The 17,174-nt window shown below is 71.0% G+C and carries 15 protein-coding genes; 4 read left to right on the top strand and 11 right to left on the bottom strand.

From position 1 onward, the window contains the following. The 4 genes from ABD401_RS13535 to ABD401_RS13520 form a co-directional block, all read right to left on the bottom strand. Positions 1–1,868, bottom strand: a 1,868-nt coding sequence (locus ABD401_RS13535; RefSeq protein WP_344605521.1) for a branched-chain amino acid ABC transporter permease, incomplete at its 3' end; no start/stop codon positions are given. Then, complete coding sequence (locus ABD401_RS13530; protein WP_344605519.1) at positions 1,865–2,530, bottom strand: hypothetical protein; 666 nt, start codon at positions 2,528–2,530, stop codon at positions 1,865–1,867. The genes ABD401_RS13535 and ABD401_RS13530, both read right to left, overlap by 4 nt. Beyond that, positions 2,517–2,831 carry a hypothetical protein gene (locus ABD401_RS13525; protein ID WP_344605517.1) on the bottom strand — a complete coding sequence of 105 codons (315 nt, stop codon included), beginning with the start codon at positions 2,829–2,831 and terminating at the stop codon, positions 2,517–2,519. Before ABD401_RS13525 ends, ABD401_RS13530 begins: the two co-directional genes overlap by 14 nt. After that, positions 2,819–4,264, bottom strand: a complete 1,446-nt coding sequence (locus ABD401_RS13520) for a hypothetical protein (RefSeq protein ID WP_344605515.1) — start codon at positions 4,262–4,264, stop codon at positions 2,819–2,821. Before ABD401_RS13520 ends, ABD401_RS13525 begins: the two co-directional genes overlap by 13 nt. A 207-nt stretch (positions 4,265–4,471) precedes the next feature. Between ABD401_RS13520 and ABD401_RS13515 the strand changes: the two genes are divergently transcribed. Beyond that, on the top strand, positions 4,472–5,290 hold the full coding sequence (locus ABD401_RS13515) for an ABC transporter ATP-binding protein (protein WP_344605513.1): 819 nt from the start codon (positions 4,472–4,474) through the stop codon (positions 5,288–5,290). A gap of 1 nt (position 5,291) precedes the next feature. Continuing rightward, the gene (locus ABD401_RS13510) at positions 5,292–5,993 is read left to right on the top strand and encodes an ABC transporter ATP-binding protein (RefSeq protein WP_344605511.1); all 702 of its coding nucleotides are present in this window, start codon (positions 5,292–5,294) and stop codon (positions 5,991–5,993) included. Between the two features lie 41 nt (positions 5,994–6,034). Here the strand turns inward: ABD401_RS13510 and ABD401_RS13505 are convergent, their stop codons facing one another. Next, positions 6,035–7,504: an ABC transporter substrate-binding protein gene (locus ABD401_RS13505; protein WP_344605509.1), complete on the bottom strand. Its 1,470-nt coding sequence runs from the start codon at positions 7,502–7,504 to the stop codon at positions 6,035–6,037. Positions 7,505–7,613: 109 nt separating this feature from the next. Between ABD401_RS13505 and ABD401_RS13500 the strand changes: the two genes are divergently transcribed. Then, the gene (locus ABD401_RS13500) at positions 7,614–8,228 is read left to right on the top strand and encodes a TetR/AcrR family transcriptional regulator (RefSeq protein ID WP_344605507.1); all 615 of its coding nucleotides are present in this window, start codon (positions 7,614–7,616) and stop codon (positions 8,226–8,228) included. Position 8,229: 1 nt separating this feature from the next. On the opposite strand, the gene ABD401_RS13495 is transcribed toward ABD401_RS13500, so the two are convergent. The 6 genes from ABD401_RS13495 to ABD401_RS13470 all read right to left on the bottom strand — a co-directional run bounded on the left by ABD401_RS13495 (position 8,230) and on the right by ABD401_RS13470 (position 16,203). Then, on the bottom strand, positions 8,230–9,270 hold the full coding sequence (locus tag ABD401_RS13495) for a DUF7064 domain-containing protein (RefSeq protein ID WP_344605505.1): 1,041 nt from the start codon (positions 9,268–9,270) through the stop codon (positions 8,230–8,232). 3 nt (positions 9,271–9,273) lie between these two features. Beyond that, complete coding sequence (locus ABD401_RS13490; RefSeq protein ID WP_344605503.1) at positions 9,274–10,692, bottom strand: phytoene desaturase family protein; 1,419 nt, start codon at positions 10,690–10,692, stop codon at positions 9,274–9,276. Positions 10,693–10,702: 10 nt separating this feature from the next. Then, positions 10,703–12,535, bottom strand: a complete 1,833-nt coding sequence (locus tag ABD401_RS13485; RefSeq protein ID WP_344605501.1) for a DUF3556 domain-containing protein — start codon at positions 12,533–12,535, stop codon at positions 10,703–10,705. Positions 12,536–12,675: 140 nt separating this feature from the next. Then, a complete protein-coding gene (gene menD / locus ABD401_RS13480; protein ID WP_344605499.1) occupies positions 12,676–14,337 on the bottom strand; it encodes a 2-succinyl-5-enolpyruvyl-6-hydroxy-3-cyclohexene-1-carboxylic-acid synthase in 1,662 nt (553 codons plus the stop codon). Continuing rightward, positions 14,334–15,293 carry an o-succinylbenzoate synthase gene (locus ABD401_RS13475; RefSeq protein WP_344605541.1) on the bottom strand — a complete coding sequence of 320 codons (960 nt, stop codon included), beginning with the start codon at positions 15,291–15,293 and terminating at the stop codon, positions 14,334–14,336. Before ABD401_RS13475 ends, menD begins: the two co-directional genes overlap by 4 nt. A 34-nt stretch (positions 15,294–15,327) precedes the next feature. Further along, the gene (locus ABD401_RS13470) at positions 15,328–16,203 is read right to left on the bottom strand and encodes a sulfotransferase domain-containing protein (protein WP_344605497.1); all 876 of its coding nucleotides are present in this window, start codon (positions 16,201–16,203) and stop codon (positions 15,328–15,330) included. A gap of 61 nt (positions 16,204–16,264) precedes the next feature. Here ABD401_RS13470 and ABD401_RS13465 point away from each other — a divergent pair, with 61 nt between their 5' ends. Further along, a complete protein-coding gene (locus tag ABD401_RS13465; protein ID WP_344605495.1) occupies positions 16,265–17,164 on the top strand; it encodes a 1,4-dihydroxy-2-naphthoyl-CoA synthase in 900 nt (299 codons plus the stop codon). The last annotated feature ends 10 nt before the right edge of the window (positions 17,165–17,174 follow it).

Raw genomic sequence — 17,174 nt, 5'->3', positions numbered from 1 at the left:
GAGGCCGGGCCGGTGCGACGGGAGGAGTGACGTGCCGCGGTGGCGGCGTACCAGCGGTCGAACGCGCCCTGAGAACCGATGGCGGCGGCGATCGCGGCGAGGCCGAAGAACATCTGGAGGCACTGGAAGAAGTCCTCGTTGGTGATGTAGTTCGGCACGACGTAGAGCAGGATCGGCGCGACGATCGCGGCCGCCACCGTGCGGCGGCCGGAGATCGCGAGCACCGCGAGCACGATCAGCGACTGGACGAAGAAGTAGCTCTCCGCGCTGACCGAGCCGAACATCGAGGCGTACAGGGCGCCGGAGATGCCGGCCAGGAAGCCGGCGATGCAGAACACGATCGTGCGGGAGATGTTGACCGCCAGACCGAGGGTGGACAGCGCGACCGGGGCATCGGCCATGCCGCGCAGGAGCCGGCCCAGGCGGGAGCGCTCGATCCAGAGCACCAACCCGACGCAGGCGACCGCGATGGCGAGCAGCAGGTAGTAGTAGTGCGACTCGGAGGTGTCCATGTCCCAGAAGGTGGGCCGTTCGGTGTCGACCGAGCCGAACCCGAACATGTAGTCCTTGGCGTAGAAGAACTGGTTGAGCACGATGCCGAAGCCCAGGGTCGCGAGGCCGAGGTAGAGCCCGGACAGGCGGATCGCCGGGACCGCGATGATCAGGGAGACCGGCACGCAGATCAGCCCGGCGATCAGCAGCGCCGCCGGCCAGGGCATGCCCCGGCCGAGCATGTGGGCGAAGGTCGAGGCCCCGATCGCGGCGAAGCCGATCTGGCCGAGGGAGATCTGCCCGGAGATGCGCACCAGCAGGTGCAGGGACATGAACAGCCCGACCTGGGTCAGCGCGACGTTCCAGGCGATCTGGTGCGTGCCCGAGAACGCCGGGACGGTCAGCGCCGCGGCCAGCACGAGGCCGAGGATGATCCGCCGGTCGCGCGGCGAGAGCCGGCTCTCCTTGGCGGCGCGTGGTTTGACCTGGCGGCCGACCTCGACCAGGTGCCGGCGCGGGATGACCAGCAGACCGATGAACAGCACGATGAACGGCACCGTGAGGTCCAGACCGGCGAGCTGCTCGGAGGAGGTCGACAGGTCCTTGGACACCAGCTTCTGGGCCAGTGCCACGATGACACCACCGACGAAGCACATCGGCAGGTTGCGGAACAGCGCGATCGTGGCGGCGCCGAAGGCCTGCACGATCAGGACCGCGAGGACGTTGACGTCGACCTGCTGCTGGGTGGAGGCGAACAGGATCCCGGACGCGGAGGCGAAGATCGAGCCGATCACCCACGCCGTGCGGCGGACCCGGGTCGGGGACTCCCCGGTCATGTCGAGCAGCTGCGGGTCATCGACCACACCGCGGATCGCGGTCCCGAGGCGGGTGTAGCGGAAGAAGGCGAACAACCCGATCGCGGCCGCGGCGCCGATGCCGACGGTGATGCACTGATCCACCGTCACACCCACGCCGGAGATCGAGAACGCCTCGTCCTGCGGGAGGAAGTAGTCGAACCGGCGACCCTGACCGGTGTAACGCAGGACGATGAGCGCCTGGATGAACACCAGCAGACCGACCGTGCCCACGATCTTGTAGGCCGTGGAGACCGGCGCCAGACCCGCGGCCAGGCGCTCCATCACCAGACCCACCAGCGGGCCGATCACGAACACCACCACGAACGCCGCCACCGGCCACGCCATGCCCTGCTGCTGTCGCAGGTCGAAGAAGGCGTAGGCCGAGAGCGCGCAGACCGCGCCGTGACCGAAGTTGAACACGCCCGAGGTCTTGTACGTCAGCACCAGACCCATGGCGCAGATGCCGTACACCGAACCCGTGACCACACCGAAAATCAGATAAGGCAGGTACTCGTTCATGCGACCGGCACCTCCCCGTGCAGCTCACCGGCGAGGCTGCTCCGGCAGACCCCGCACTCACCGAATCCACGCGCGACCGCGTCCGCGGCGCTGATCTCCGTCACGGCCTTGCCGCGGGCGATCGGGCAGTGCGTGCGGTGGACGATCGTCATGCCCGGGCCGACCACCAGCGCGAGCGACTCCTCGGCCGCCGACTCGGTCGTGGTCCCCTCGGGCTCGTCGGCGGCGTGCAGCTGCAGCCGGCCGCGCTTGGTGACCGTCACCGACCAGCCCATCACGTCGGCGAGGTCGAACATCAGCTGCCGCTGACCGAGGCGGACCTCACGGGAGGCGACGGTCAGGAAGTAGACCGCGCCGCAGGCGGCCACCGCCGCACCGAAGCACGCCACCACGACCCACACCTCCTGCTCCCGCAGGCGAACCTCGCCACTCACACCGATCCAGGACCACACCCCGATCGCCGCACCGAGCACCGCGAGCACCACCGCCCGGGTCAGGTCCGACCGGCGCCACGGCACCGGCTCGCGCAGATAGCGCCGCCGGCGGCGCGGGCTCGAGGGCCCGGCGGTGGCCGGGCGGTCGACCTCGATGGCTTCGGTGTCGTCCGCGTTCACGGCACCGGTGTTCACCGCAGTCGTCCCGGAGGTCTCAACTGCGGACATGGGCGCCCGCACCACGCGCTTCCAGCTCCCGAACACCGAGTTCGCGCTCGAGCAGATTCCCGACCCGGCGCAGCTCACGCCACTCGTCCCGCAGGTCCGCGGTGATCCACAGCACCGCCGCGACCCCGAGCAGGAACACCCCGGTCAGACCAGCCGAGACGATGTAGGGCAACTGCTCGGCCACATGCTCGGTCCCCGACGTGCCGATCCACCCGATCAACAGGGACACCGCGCCGGCCAGCGCGCACGCGATCGCGATCGTGCGGTCCCACTGGGACCGAACCAGGTTCAGGAATTCCATCGCGCCGACACTCCCTTTGCACCGAGGAACGCTGCGGCCAGCAGACCGAGCAGCGTGAGACCGACCAGGGCCAGATAAATGGCCGAGAAGTCGCTGGACAGGAAGGCGGGCAACCCCGCCGACATCAGGGCCGCGCCGACGCCTGACGCGGCGTCACCGGCTCCGGCCTGGGGCGCGAAGTCGACCGTGGGGACTCCCCCGGCCGGGGTGGCGGGCAGCGCTCCGATGCCCGCGAGGTCGGTGGCCGGGGCGGGTGCCAGCGGCAGACCGCCGGAGCCGGCACCGGCCGCGTCGACGGCCGGGACGGCACCCAGGCCACCCTCGGGACCGCCCGCGGTCTCGGGGGCCCGCTGCACCATCGCGGCGGTCGCACCGACGATGAACGTCGCCGGGGTCTCGCCCTGGTAGAAGGGGTTCTCCGGCGGCGCCGGGAACGTGTAGTTCACGGTGAACACCCCACCGGTGATGCCGTCCTTGAGCTCACGCGGCGCGGTGTAGGCCAGCGTCACACCCTGAGCCTTGAACGCGTCGACCACGGCGTCGGCCGGAACGGCGTACTTCTGCGTCTCACCCTCGAAGGGCTGGGTGACGACGAAGTAGCCGTTGATGAACCCGATCTTCGGCTCGACCAGCGTCGCACCCCCGTTCGGGATCGGCAGCGGCGGAGCCGGGATCGGCTCCGGAGCCGGAACGCCGGGGATCGGCACCGGGAACGGGATCGGGTACGAACTCGGCGTCTGCTCCGGGATCCGCAGCACCAGGCCGGGGATCGAGATCTCGTCGATCGTGAAGTTGGAGGTCCGGGTCAGCGTGCCGTTCGCGTCCGCGACCACCGAGACCGCCGAGTCGAAGCCCTTCAGGCTCACCAGCGGACCGAGCACCGTCAGCGGCGAGGACGCGGTCGCGTTCGCGACCACGTTGCCGTCCGGGCTCTCGTCCACCTCGGAATGTGACACCGCGCCAGATCCGGCCGAGCCGGCGATCGCGTCCGCGACCGTCGAGGTCGAACGGCTCGTCGCCGAGAGTTCGATGCCCGGGTAGTTCACCCGCGCAGGCGCGCTGCCGAACGTCGAGGACGCCGTCAACGGGTACGGCGGCACCGGGATACCGAACAGACCCGACACCACACCGGGCGCGGTCGGCACGTAGTCACCGAAGTACGGGAACGACGCGTTCGCGTCGCCCTTGTCGAGCGAGGACTGCGCGACGTCGGTCTGCGGCCCACCGCCCTCGGGGCGGACGCCGCCCGGGATGGTCGAGTTCGTGAAGTACGCATCGACCACGACCGATCGGGCGCTCGCGTTGTAGAAGGACTCGACGTCCGCGTCCGCGGCCGGAGTCCACGCCAGCGTGGACGCTCCGACCAGAGCGACGCCGACGAGCCCGGGCATCAGCCAGGACGTGTTCCTCGCGAGCCCTCGTGTGCGCGGCATTCGCCGCCTCCCTTCGCCGACATCAGCGATGGATCTGGATTCGATCTCGAGACTGGATTGAGTGTCTGGACTCCATGTAGCCAGCAGGTACTATACAGACGTTTCGTGTGGGTTCAATCACATCTGTGCTAGCTTGGCCGTCTTGTCTGGACACAGTGTTCAGATGCATGGTCCATTTGTCTAGACCCTGTAGGTTCTGGAGGCGAAGTGGCTGGTCAGGACGTCGTCGACGGTCTTGCGGTGCGTGAGGTGTCGGTCCGCTACGGCGGTCACCTGGCGGTGGACCGGATCAGCCTGGACGCCCCGAAGGGCCGGATCACGGGCCTGATCGGACCGAACGGTGCCGGCAAGACGACGACCTTCAACGCCTGCACCGGCCTGCTCCGGCCGACCTCGGGAACCGTCCATCTCTTCGGGGAGGACGTCACCGGTTCGACCCCGCACCACCGCGCGCAGAAGGGCCTGGGGCGCACGTTCCAGCGGATGGAACTGTTCGACTCGCTCACGGTGCGGGACAACGTCTCGCTCGGCCGGGAGGCCGGGCTCGCCGGGTCGAAGCCGTGGCGGCACATCCTGGGTCGGCGCTCGGACGCCGGTGTCGTCGCCGCCGCCGTCGACGAGGCGATCGAGGCGTGCGGCATCACGAACCTGATCGACCGTCGGCCCGCGGACCTGTCGACCGGTCAGCGGCGTCTGGTCGAACTCGCCCGCTGCATGGCCGGCGGCTTCCAGGTCATGCTGCTCGACGAGCCGTCCTCCGGCCTGGACAAGACCGAGACCAAGCGGTTCGGCGAAATCCTGCGCTCGCTGGTCGCCGATCGCGGGGTGGGGATCCTGATCGTCGAGCACGACATGTCGCTGGTCATGTCCACCTGCGACTACATCCACGTCCTGGACTTCGGCAAACCGATCTTCGAGGGAACGGCCCGGGAGGTCGGAACCTCGGACCTGGTCCGGGCGGCGTATCTCGGCAGTGAGGCCGTCGAGGAGTCCCTCGACGTCAACTTCGACCCGGCGGAGGTCTGACATGTTCGAGCTGCGCGGTGTCCACGCCGGCTACGCCGGCACCACCGTCCTGCGCGGGGTCGACCTCGTCGTCCCGCCCGGATCGGTCGTGGCGCTGCTCGGCGCGAACGGCGCCGGCAAGACCACCCTGCTCCGCGTCGCGTCCGGGCTCATCCACGCCACCGAAGGACAACTGGTCCTGGACGGCGAGGACGTCACCCGCAAAGCCCCCCACCAGCTCGTCAAGCGCGGCATCTGCCACGTCCCCGAAGGCCGCGGCATCTTCCCCACCCTCACCGTCCGGGAGAACCTGGTCCTCCAATCCCCCGCCGGCAAAGAAACCGAGTCCATCGAGAAGGCCTGCTCCGCCTTCCCCCGCCTCGGCGAACGGCTGAACCAGGCCTGCGGCACGATGTCCGGCGGCGAACAACAGATGGTCGCCCTGGCCCGCACCTACGTCCAGAACCCCAAGGTCGCCCTGCTCGACGAAGTCTCCATGGGCCTGGCCCCCAAGATCGTCGACGAGATCTTCGAATTCCTCGCCCTCCTGCGCGACCAACGCTCCTCGCTCCTGCTCGTCGAGCAGTACGTCACCCGCGCCCTCGAGGTCGCCGACTACGTCTACCTGCTCAACAAAGGCGAAATCGCCTTCGTCGGCCAACCCTCCGAACTCGACGGAGCCGACGTCTTCGCCGAGTACGTCGGCGTCGACGTCGGCCACTGACGCCCGCCCCTGCACTGGAGATGTCATCTCCAGTGCACGGGTCAGAACCCCTTCGGCAGGCCGCGGAGGCAGGTGACCTTGCTGCCGCGGGGTGAGCCGTACCCGCGGTCAGTGATGGTCAGGCTGTAGTAGCAGTCGCTGAGCTTCGGCGGCGCGCCCCGCACGAACGTGATGCCGGGGGCGAGGCCGTCCAGCTTCTCGTCGGCGATCTGGCCGAGTCCGTCGAGGATCAGGGCGGTCGTGATCTCCCCGGCACCCGCCTTCGTCGACACCTTCGCGATCGCGGCCTCGAGCAGCTTGCCCGCGGCCCAGCCGTAGATGGTGTTCTGGTCGATCGAGGACCCGGGCGCGTAGGTGTCGTAGGCGGCGCGGAACGCGCGGACCCCGGCGGAGTCGCTGGCGGTGAACGGCGCGTTGCCGGTGCCGAGGTAGAGCCCCATCGCGCGCAGGTTCGGGTCGCTCGACACGGCCTCGCTCACCGAGATGGCCCCGACGGCGACAGCCGGCTCGTAACCCAGGGCGCGGCACGACCGGGCGGCGCGGCTGTCGGACGCGCCCTCCATGGCCATAAACAGCACCTCGACGCCCGCACTCTTCATCGCCTGGCACTCGGCGGTGTAGTCGGGCGCCGTGATCGAGGTGACCTTCCGCAGGGTGAACTCCAGCCCGGCGGCCTTCACCATCGGCTCGAAGTTCTCGTTGATCTGGCCGCATGCGCCGGCTTCGACGCAGTAGAGCAGCCCGACCTTCGACCCACCCGTCGCCGCGGCCGCCTCCTTGATCGCTCCGGCGTACGCCGCGAACGGCGTCCCGCCCTGCGGGAACAGGTAGGGGCTCGCGAACCAGCCCGGCTCGATCAGATCCCCGCCGATGAAAGGAATCCGGGTCCGCTCCGCGAACTGACGGGCGGCCGAGAACGTCGTCGGGACGTACGCCGCCACGATGGCGACCGCACCCTTGTCCTTCACCAGGGTCGTGAGGTTGCTCGTGACGCGAACGGGGTCGGCGGCGTCGTCCATCTGGTGCAGCTGCACCGGGTGGCACGCGAGTCCGCCGCGGGCGTTCACGTCCCGGGCCCACAGCACCAGGCCGGACCGGACGTTCGCGGTCGCGGCACCGATGATGCCGCTCGCGGGCGCGGTCTGCCCGAGGACCACCGGCGCCAGCGGCTTGGTGCAGCCGCCCGGCGCGGCCGGACGACCGGGCTCCGCTCCGCTCCTGACCGGAGCTGTCGAGGCGCGGTCGACGGACCGGGCCGGAGCGGACCCCGTCCCGTTCTGATCCACCGTCACCGGAGTCGTGCCTCCCGGCGCCGCAAGGTCCGCGGTCGGCGCGGACACGGCCGCTTCCGACACCGAGCCGGCACTCGGCGCGGCCGCGACCGCTTGCCCGCCCAGGCCGGACGCCCGCTCGATCCGGTCCTCGGCGATGCGCGTCCCGCACCCCGTCAGCAGGCCGACCGCGACGAGTGCGGCACCGATCCGGCGGATCGAACGGGTCGCGCGCGGCATGCAGCCCTCCCGGCAGTCGTGGGTGGACTGAAAGTAGCAACGCTACTTATCTAGAGCAAGACGCTCCTCATGTCGGGCCCGGCACTACTTACGCCGTACGATGCCTCCCATGCCCACGCCCGCCGCGCGCCGTTCGTCCGTGGAGGTGCGGCGGGAGCTGCTGCGGGCGGCCGAGACGGTGTTCGCCGAGAAGGGCTACGCGGCCGCGACCAGCCGCGATCTCGCGCGGGCGGCCGGGGTGAGCGAGTCGGTGCTGTACCGGCATTTCGGGTCGAAGTCCGGGCTGTTCGCCGAGGCGGTCGTCGCGCCGTTCGCGGACGTTCTGGAGGCGTTCCCGGGCATGATCGCCCGCACCGTCTCCCAGCCGTTCGAGGTCGAGCAGCTCATGCGGCTGTTCCTCTCCGAACTCCTGGCCCAGCTCGGCTCCCACCGCCGGACGCTGCGCATGTTCCTCGCCGTCGAGGACCAGCTCGACGAGGAGACCCGCGCGCTGTTCTACGACCGGTTCAACACCGTCATCACGAAGCTGGCGGAGATCGTCGAGCCGCAGTCGCGCCGGTTCGACCGACCCGTGAACCCGCTCGGCACCGACGGCAACGTGCGCGCCACCTTCGGGCTGGTGCTCTCGTTCGTCCTCCTCGACGACTGGCTGCTCCCACCGGACCGGCCGACCACCGACGAACTTCTCGACCACCTCGGCGCGGTGCTGCTGTACGGCGTGTGAGTCAGCCCCGCCGCAAGGCGGCGCGGACGAAGTCGGTCCACATCGCGACCTGGCTGTCGCCGTACCCGGTCCGGCCGGCGCTCTCCCAACGGGCGAGGCCGATGCTCATGTGCACGTTGGACCAGGTGTGCCACGGTGCCGCCGCCCGGAGCTGTCCGTGCAGGACGTGCTCGGCGCCGGTCTCGTCGACCGCCACGACGCGGTGCGCGGCCTGCCGCCGGTGGGCGGTGTCCCACTCGGTCTCGATCCGCGCCTCGGTGACGGTGAGCAGCTGCCCGTCCCGCCAGACCCAACCCCGGTTCATCGCGGCCGCGCGGGCCGGGTCCTCGGGGAAGTCGTCCCGCCAGTGCGCCGTCGTCGGGTCCTGAAGGCCCGTCACGTGCACGGCATAGTCGTCCCCGAACACGGCCACCAGCCAGTGGATCGCCGACGCTCCCGCCGGGTCCTCGGTGCGCGCCTCACCCCACGAGCGGTCACGGACGGCGTAGGAGTTCACCTCGAACTCCTCGCCCCGCAGGCGCAGCGTCCCGGTCGAGCGCATCACCTGGTCGAAGTGCCGGTTCGACGGCAGCATCGCGGGCGGCATGATCGCCGTCTGCGTGACGTCGAAGCCGTTCCCGCGAGCCGGGTCGTCGTAGGTCATCCGGATCGACTGCAGGGGCTCGACCACCTGGTAGCGGTAGCCGTTCGGCAGCGTGACATCGGTGAGGTCGCCGCCGTCGTCGGTGATCGCGGTGTCGGGCACGAAGTCGCGCATGTCGAACAGGTCGGCCTCGAGCTGCGAGCCGACGAACCCGCGCCAGCACCAGGCGCCACCGCTCATCAGCCGCAGGTTCGGATGCAGCCAGATGTAGTTCAGGCAGTGGATGTCGGCCTCGGGCACGTTGAAGCCCGCGAACACGGTCTCCACCAGCGCGGGGTGGTCGTTCTCCTCCCGCGCCGCCCGGTGCATCCCCTCGTCGTGCGGCTGGGCCTGCCCGAACCGGTCCGCGGTCTGGGCGTTCATGAAGTACGAGGTGTTGGCCGAACCCGTTCCGCTCATGGGTCAACCCTGCCCGAGATACCTCAACGCCCGCTGGGCGGCCAGGGCCCCGCACATGCCGTGGGCACCGGGGCCGGGTGGGGTGGCGGCCGAGCACAGGTACATGCCGGGGACGCCGGTGTCGTACGGGTGCGGGGTCAGCCGCGGGCCGAGAAGCAACTGGGGCGTGCTCTTCGCGCCGGTGACGATGTCGCCGCCGACGAAGTTCGGGTTGTACCGGGCGAACTCGGTGGGGGTACGCACCGCGGTGCCGACGATGCGGTCCCGAAATCCCGGGGCGAAGCGCTCGATCTGTGCGGTGATCGCCTCGGTGGCGTCGCCGGTCCAGCCGTGGGGCACGTGAGCGTAGGTCCACAACGGCGTCACGCTGCCGGCGCATCGACTCGGGTCGGCGACGTGCTGCTGCGCGACGAGGACGAACGGCCGCTCGGGCATCCGCCCGGCGTGGACGGTCTTCTCGTTGGCCGCGATCTCGGCGAACGTCCCGCCGAGGTGGACGGTGCCGGCGCGGCCGATCGCCTCGTGCTTCCACGGGACCCCGCCCTCGACGGCGAAGTCCACCTTGAACGCCCCCGGTCCGTGTTGAAAGCGCCGGTAGGCACGGGCCACCCCGCCGGGGAGGCGGTCGCCCAGGATGTCGGCGAGGGCGCCGGGCGCGACGTCGAACAGGACCACGTCGGCGGGCGGCAGGTCGGCCGCGGCCCGGACGTGGACGTTCACCTCGATGCGCCCCCCGTGGTCGGTCACGACGCTCGCGAGCGCATCGGTGATCGCCCGCGAGCCACCGGCGGCGACCGCCCAGCCGTACTTGTGACCCGCCGTCAGGATTCCCAGACCGATCGCCGAGGTGAACGGCCGGTTCAGCGGGCGGATGGCGTGCGCGGCGACCCCGCCCCACAGCGCCCGCGCCTCGTCGGTCGAGAACCCCCGCGCCAGCACCGCGGCGGGGAGGGCCGTCGGGATCCCGAACCGCGCGAGCCGGATCGGATGGGAGGGGAACCGGATCAGCGGTTGCAGGATGTCCTCGGCGAGGGCGTCGTAGCCCTCCGACGTCCGCTCGAACAGCGTGCGCCAGCGCTTGCCGTCCGCGCCGAGACCGGCGGCGGTCTCGGTCACCGAACGGTGCAGCAGCGCCGCGCGGCCGTCGTCGAGCGGGTGGGCGCAGTCGATCTCCGGCCACCGCCAACTCAGGCCGCGCTTCTCCAGTTCCAACTCGTGCAGAACCGTCGATCCCACCGCGATCGGGTGGACGGCCGAGCAGTGGTCGACGAGCAGGCCGGGCACGATGGCCTCGGACGTGCGGGTGCCACCGCCGATCTCGGCGGTGGCCTCCAGCACTGTCACGTCGACCCCGGCCTGAGCCAGGACCGCGGCGGCGGCGAGCCCGTTCGGGCCAGCCCCCACCACGACGGCGGTACTCAATGCGCGCTGCTCAAGCAGGCTGCTCGGCCGGCTGACCCGTGGACTTCGGGACGCCGTTGCGGATCGAGTCCGGGACCCGGTAGTTGCCCGGGCGGACGTAGCCTTCCTTCGTCCAGGTGACGTTGAGCGTGATCGGGCCGTTGGGCAGCCACGGCTGCTCGTTGACGGCCTCCGGAACGCTCCACCAGCCGCGCTCGAGAATTCCACCCTCGGGGGTGTCGAGCAGACCGACGTCGATGACCTTGTAGGTCTGCGTCGGCTTGTGGATCGGCTGCGACTCGACCCAGACCACGATGAACTCGCCCGGCTCGAACTGGACCCGCTTCTGGATCGCGGTCAGCAGACGCTCGTCGTGGAAGTGGCCGTCACCGAAGTTGAAGCCGACGATCGAGTTGCACGCGAACTCGGCCTCGCGGACCGTCCAGGTGTCGAGGTCGGGCACGTGGTGCATGAACAGCGAGTACAGGCCACGGGCCTGGCTGTGCATCGTCCGCCAGCCGATCGTCTGCTGCATGGTGATCTCGGCGATCGCGTCCGGGTAGCCCATGCCCTGGGTCAACTGGTCGATCTGGTTGAGGTGCGGGCGGGGCGTGAGCTTGTTCAGCTTGGCCTCGACCTCACGGGACTTGAACGCCCACTGCGCCGAGGCCCAGTTGCCCGCGTACTGCCGCATCGAGGGCAGGAACGAGACCAGGTCGGGGCGGAGGTTGCCGAGGATCGGGAACGTCAGGCCCATGACGAGGACCAGGAGCAACAGGCCACCGTTGATGTCGCCGACACCGAAGCCGTCCTGCGCCGGGTAACCGGCGAAGAGGAACACCGTGGCGTAGGCGAACATGATGTTCCACTCCAGCGGAACCGCGAGCGGGAACGCGGAGACGATGAACAGGTGAAAGATCACCATGCCGACGACCGTCGCGATGGTGAGCTCACGGTTGGTCGAGAACAGCAGGATCAGCGGGAGCGCGAGCTCCACGGCCGTGCCACCACCGTGCGCCAGGAAGTTCGAGATCTTGCCCGGGCGGATGTCCGTCGGGAAGTCCCGGTACATCATCCGCTTGATCTTCTTCGACGGCAGCGCCGGCGAGTTGGACATCATCGGCGCGACGACACAGCCGAAGTGGTGACCGAACTTGGAGATGCCGGCACCGATCCAGATGATGCAGATCGCGATCTTGACCGCGACGATCATGTCGACGAAGTCGAACAGCGCGAAGAAGAAGATCCAGGGCGCGTACTGCTCGGTGCGCGCGGCGAGGAACACCACCGTGTCCCGCAGACCGATCAGGCCGATCAGGACCAGCGGCGGGATCAGCAGCGCCTCGTTGACCAGCCCGCCGTCCTCGGGCGAGCAGATCGCGACCAGCAGGCTCGCGAGGAAGGCCAGGTAGAGGACGACGTCGACGATCGTCCGGGAGTCACCCGCGGTGAAGGGGACGCGCTTCCACGGGCGTACCCGCAGGGTGCCGACCTTCGCCCAGAACCGGATGCCCGCCGTCATCGGCTTGAAGGTGCCCGAGAGCGGACCCCACGACCCGGCGACCCCGATGGCCTCCAGCAGCATCGTCCACATGACGAGCTTCTGGAAGACGATCGGCTGGTCCCACCACTGGTCGACCTCCCAGGGCTTCATCCCGATGTCCGAGGTCAGGACGGCCAGGGTGACGCCGATGCCGATGTAGAAGAACAGCAGCTTGAAGATGTAGATGGTGTGCACCATCTTCGGCGTCCCGAAGCCGTACTCGCACCAGTGCAGAGCCAGCGTCTTCGTCCGCTCCATGAGCGGCTTCTGCAGGAAGGTCTCTGGGTCGACCGGCGGGAAATCAGGTTCCTTGAATCCCATGCGCGCACTCCCGGGACGTACGTGAGCAAAACGGATCAACAGTGCGCCCCACGCTAGGACAGGCTGTGACGCGGGCCACTAGGCGCAGCTCACGAACTGCCCGCGACTTGTTGTGACTCGGGCACAGTCCCGGCCCGGGATCAGCGCAGGGCCGCGGAGACCGCCTTCTGGAGCCGTCGGTGCAGCTCGGCGGTGGCGTCCCGATCGGTCCGGACACGGACGAGGCGCAGCCCCTCCCCGGGTTCCAGCGCCGCCTCGAGCTCGGCCGGCGTGGTCGCGGTGGTCGCCGGGACGCCGGCCGCGGCGGCGTCGGCGACCAGGTCCAGCGAGTGCGGGGTTCCGAACACACGCTCGAACCCGGCGATCCCGGCCTGCGGGAGCATCGAGAAGATCCCGCCCCCGTCGTTGTCGACGACGACCACCGTGAGGTCCGGCCGGGGCTCCTCCGGCCCGAGGACCAGCCCGTTGCGGTCGTAGAGATAGGTGAGGTCGCCCATCAGGGCGGCGGCCGGGCCCCCGCCCGCGGCCCGGTGAGCCAGGGCGGCACCGACCGCGGTCGAGACGACGCCGTCGATCCCGTTGACCCCGCGGTTGCCGAGAACCCGCAGGTCGGCGCGGGCGGGCAGGCACAGCTCGAGGTCGCGCACCGACCGGCTTGGGCCGGTGACGAGCAGGGCGTCGGCGGGGAGCACGCGGCCGAGGGTCCGGGCGACGCCGGGCTCGGTGAGCTCGCCGGCGTCCTCCAGGACGCCCTCCACGGCCGCGCCGGCGGCGGCGCCGGCCTCCTGCCAGCGGGCGAGCCAGCCGCCGGGGGTGCGTCGGGCCGTGGGCACGGCGGGGAGGACGAACTCGGCGGTGCGGGTCGGGTCGGCCCACCGGGCGGCGGGGTCGACGACGACCTGGCGCGCCGCCCCGCGGATCCACCCCATCAGCGAGCGGGTGAGACCGGGGCGCCCGACCGTGACGACCAGGTCGGGGCGCAGCCGCGCGAACTCGGGGTCGGCCAGCACCAGCGGGTAGGCGGCGACCGCGTTGGGGCCGAAGCGGGCGTTGCCCGTCGGCTCGGAGAAGACGGGCCAGCCGCAGGCCTTCGCGAGCGCGACCGCCGCGGCGGGGTCGACCGCACCGGCGCCGACGACAACCGCACCCCGCTCGGGCACATCGGTGCCGAGGATCGCGGCGAGGTCGGGGCGCGGGCCCGGCGTCGGCGGGGTGACGGTCACCCAGGGACCCCCACCGGCGCGACCGTCGAGGGGCTCCGGCCAGTCCTCGGTGCCGTCCGGCGTCAGCGGCTCGCGGAGCGGGACGTTGAGGTGCACCGGGCCGTCGGCCGCCGCCGCGACGGCGCGGCCGACGAGCGAGCGCCAGTACGCGACCTGGCCGGGCACCGGTTCGGGGACCCCGACCTCGGTGAACAGGCGGACGGCGCCGCCGTAGAGGCCGATCTGGTCGATGGTCTGGCTGGCACCGGTGCCGCGCAGCTCCGGCGGCCGGTCGGCGGTGAGGACGAGGAGGCCGACCCCGGCGGCGTCGGCCTCGACGACCGCGGGGTGGAAGGCCGCGGCCGCGGTGCCGGAGGTGCAGACCAGCGGCACGGGACGTCCGCTCGCCGCCGCAAGACCGAGGGCGAGGAAGGACGCCGACCGCTCGTCGATCCGGACGTGAACGCGCAGGCCAGTCTGGTTCAGCAGCGCCAGCGCGAGCGGGCCCGAGCGGGAGCCGGGCGCGATCACGGCGTCGGTCACGCCGCAGCGGGCGAGCTCGTCGGCCAGGACCCGGGCGAGGGCGGTCGACGGGTTCACCGGTTCTGCTCCACCCGCTCCACGGCGGCGATTCTCTCGTGCCAGCGCGCGGCGGTCTCCGGCGAGGCCGCGACGGCGTCGAGGCGGGCGGGATCGGGCGTCGGCCGACGCACCGTCAGATGACCGTCGATCGGGAGGAAGGGGTCGGCCACGACGTCGTCGTGGAGCAGCGCGACGGTGGCGAGCCCGCAGGCGTAGGGCAACTCCGGCAGTGCGGCGGCGAGGGCGACCCCGGCCGCGATGCCGACGGAGGTGTCGATCGCCGAGGAGACGACCGCGGGGAGCCCGATCGCGTCGACGATCTCGAGCGCGGCCCGCACCCCGCCGAGCGGGGCAACCTTGACGACCGCGATGTCCGCGGCCCCCGCCTTCGCGACCAGGAGCGGGTCCTCGGCCCGGCGGATCGACTCGTCGGCGGCGACCGGGACGTCGACCCGGCGACGGACCGCGGCGAGCTCGGGGACGGTCGCGCACGGCTGTTCCACGTACTCGAGCTCGAACCGGTGCAGGAGCGCGATCGCGGCCACGGCTTCGTCGGTGTCCCAGCCGCCGTTGGCGTCCACCCGGATCCGGCCCGCCGGGCCGAGCGCGTCCCGAACGGCCTCCACCCGTGCGAGGTCGTCGGCCAGGCTCTGCCCCCGCTCGGCGACCTTGACCTTGGCGGTGCGGCAGCCCGAGGCGGCGACGATCTCGAACGCGCGCGCCGGGTCGCAGGCGGGGACGGTGACGTTGACCGGGATGCGGTCCCGCACCGGGGCGGGCCAGGTGCCGAACGCCGCCTCCTGGGCCGCGCGCAGCCAGGGGCGGCACTCCTCGGGGCCGTACTCCGCGAACGGGGCGAACTCCCCCCACCCGTTCGGGCCCTCGATCAGCACCCCTTCGCGGACGTCGATTCCCCGGAACCGCGTCCGCAGCCCGATCGCGTACACCCGGACGTCCGACGATGTGGCTGCTATGGCGACCACTCCTTCGGACGTTTGGTGCCTTGCCTCATTCTCCGGGGTGGAGCCAGGCGAGGAACTCGGGCCCGGCCTCTCCCGCCAGGACCGCCACCCGTCGCCGGTAGCCGGCGTACTCCTCGGACGTCAGCAGGCGTGCGCCGTCGCCGGACCGGCCGGAGCGGAAGAACGCGGTGCGGTCGAGCAGGATGCCGCCCTGATCCGGCGCCAGGCGGTCGGCGTTCGCCCGCATCTGCTCGAAGCCCGCCGCCTCGGCAACTCCCGGCCGCACGGACAACCCGAGGCGGTCGGCGAGGCGAGCGAGCTCACCCGGCAGGTCGGCGCGCAGGTCGTCGTAGCGCACCAGGACGAGGTCCGGGTCGTGCCTGCGCGACCAGGCGAGCGTCAGATGTCTGATCACGCCGGGCAGCGACTCGAGGTTCGTGCGCGGATCGGCGTCGGCGGCGATCCACCGACGGAGCCAGTCCTCCAGCGGGGGACGCCGGCCGCGGGCCGCCGGGCTGCCCGAGAGCTCGGCCATGCGGGCCCGGTCGAGGTTTGCGCCCTGGTGCCACAGCGAGACCGCGGCGTCGAGCGGGTGGCGGGCGACGACGGCGTAGTGCACACCGTCGATGCGCGGCACACCATCGAGCGGCGTGTGGGTCTTCAGCACGCGCCGGTGGTCCTGGGCGTCGAGCCGCGCGGTGACGACGTCGATCGGCTCCATCAGGAAGTCGACCCAGGGCGAGAGCTCGGCCAGCGGCGCCGGGAGATCCGGGCCGTGGATCAGCATCGCGACGAGCGTCTGCATCCACGTCGTCCCGTGTTTCGACCGCGTGGAGACGACGACGTCGCCCGGCCGGAGCCGCACCTGCGCCCAGCGTGCGCTGTCCTCGTCCGAGCTGCGGTAGCGGTGCAGGTCAGCCACGCGCCGAGAGTAGGCGGAGGCACCGAGGAGGTCGCCCCGCCGGGGTCAGTACGGTGGCGCGATGGTCAGCGAGATCTTTGACGCCAGCGCGTGGAAGCAGGTCGACGGGTTCGACTTCACCGACATCACCTACCACCGCGCGGTGGACACGGGGGCGGTGCGGATCGCGTTCAACCGCCCCGAGGTGCGCAACGCGTTCCGCCCGGGGACCGTCGACGAGCTGTACCAGGCGCTCGACCACGCGCGGATGACCTCCGACGTCGGGTGCGTGATCCTCACCGGCAACGGGCCCTCGCCGAAGGACGGCGTGTGGTCGTTCTGCTCCGGCGGCGACCAGCGGATCCGTGGGCGCACGGGCTACCAGTACGCGTCCGGCGAGACCGCCGACACCGTCGACCCGGCCCGCGCGGGGCGGTTGCACATCCTCGAGGTGCAGCGGCTGATCCGCTTCATGCCCAAGATCGTGATCGCCGCGATCCCGGGCTGGGCCGCGGGCGGCGGGCACTCGCTCTACGTCGTCGCCGACCTCGCTCTCGCGTCCGCCGAGCACGCGCGGTTCAAGCAGACCGACGCCGACGTCGGTTCCTTCGACGGTGGCTTCGGCTCCGCGTACCTCGCCCGCCAGGTCGGGCAGAAGTTCGCCCGCGAGATCTTCTTCCTCGGCCAGGAGTACTCCGCCGAGGACGCCTATCGGATGGGCGCGGTCAACCGCGTCGTCCCCCACGCCGAGCTCGAGGCCGAGGCGCTGCGCTGGGCCCGTATCATCAACGGCAAGAGCCCGACCGCCCAGCGGATGCTGAAGTACTCGTTCAACCTGATCGACGACGGCCTCGTCGGCCAGCAGCTCTTCGCCGGCGAGACCACCCGCCTCGCCTACATGACCGACGAAGCGGTCGAGGGCCGCGACGCCTTCCTCGAGAAGCGCGACCCCGACTGGTCCCCGTTCCCCTGGTACTTCTGAAAGACGCGCT

This window comes from Sporichthya brevicatena (assembly GCF_039525035.1).
Lineage (GTDB): Bacteria > Actinomycetota > Actinomycetes > Sporichthyales > Sporichthyaceae > Sporichthya > Sporichthya brevicatena.
Note: the sequence above shows the minus strand (reverse complement) of the source record. Positions and strands in the feature narration are given on the sequence as shown.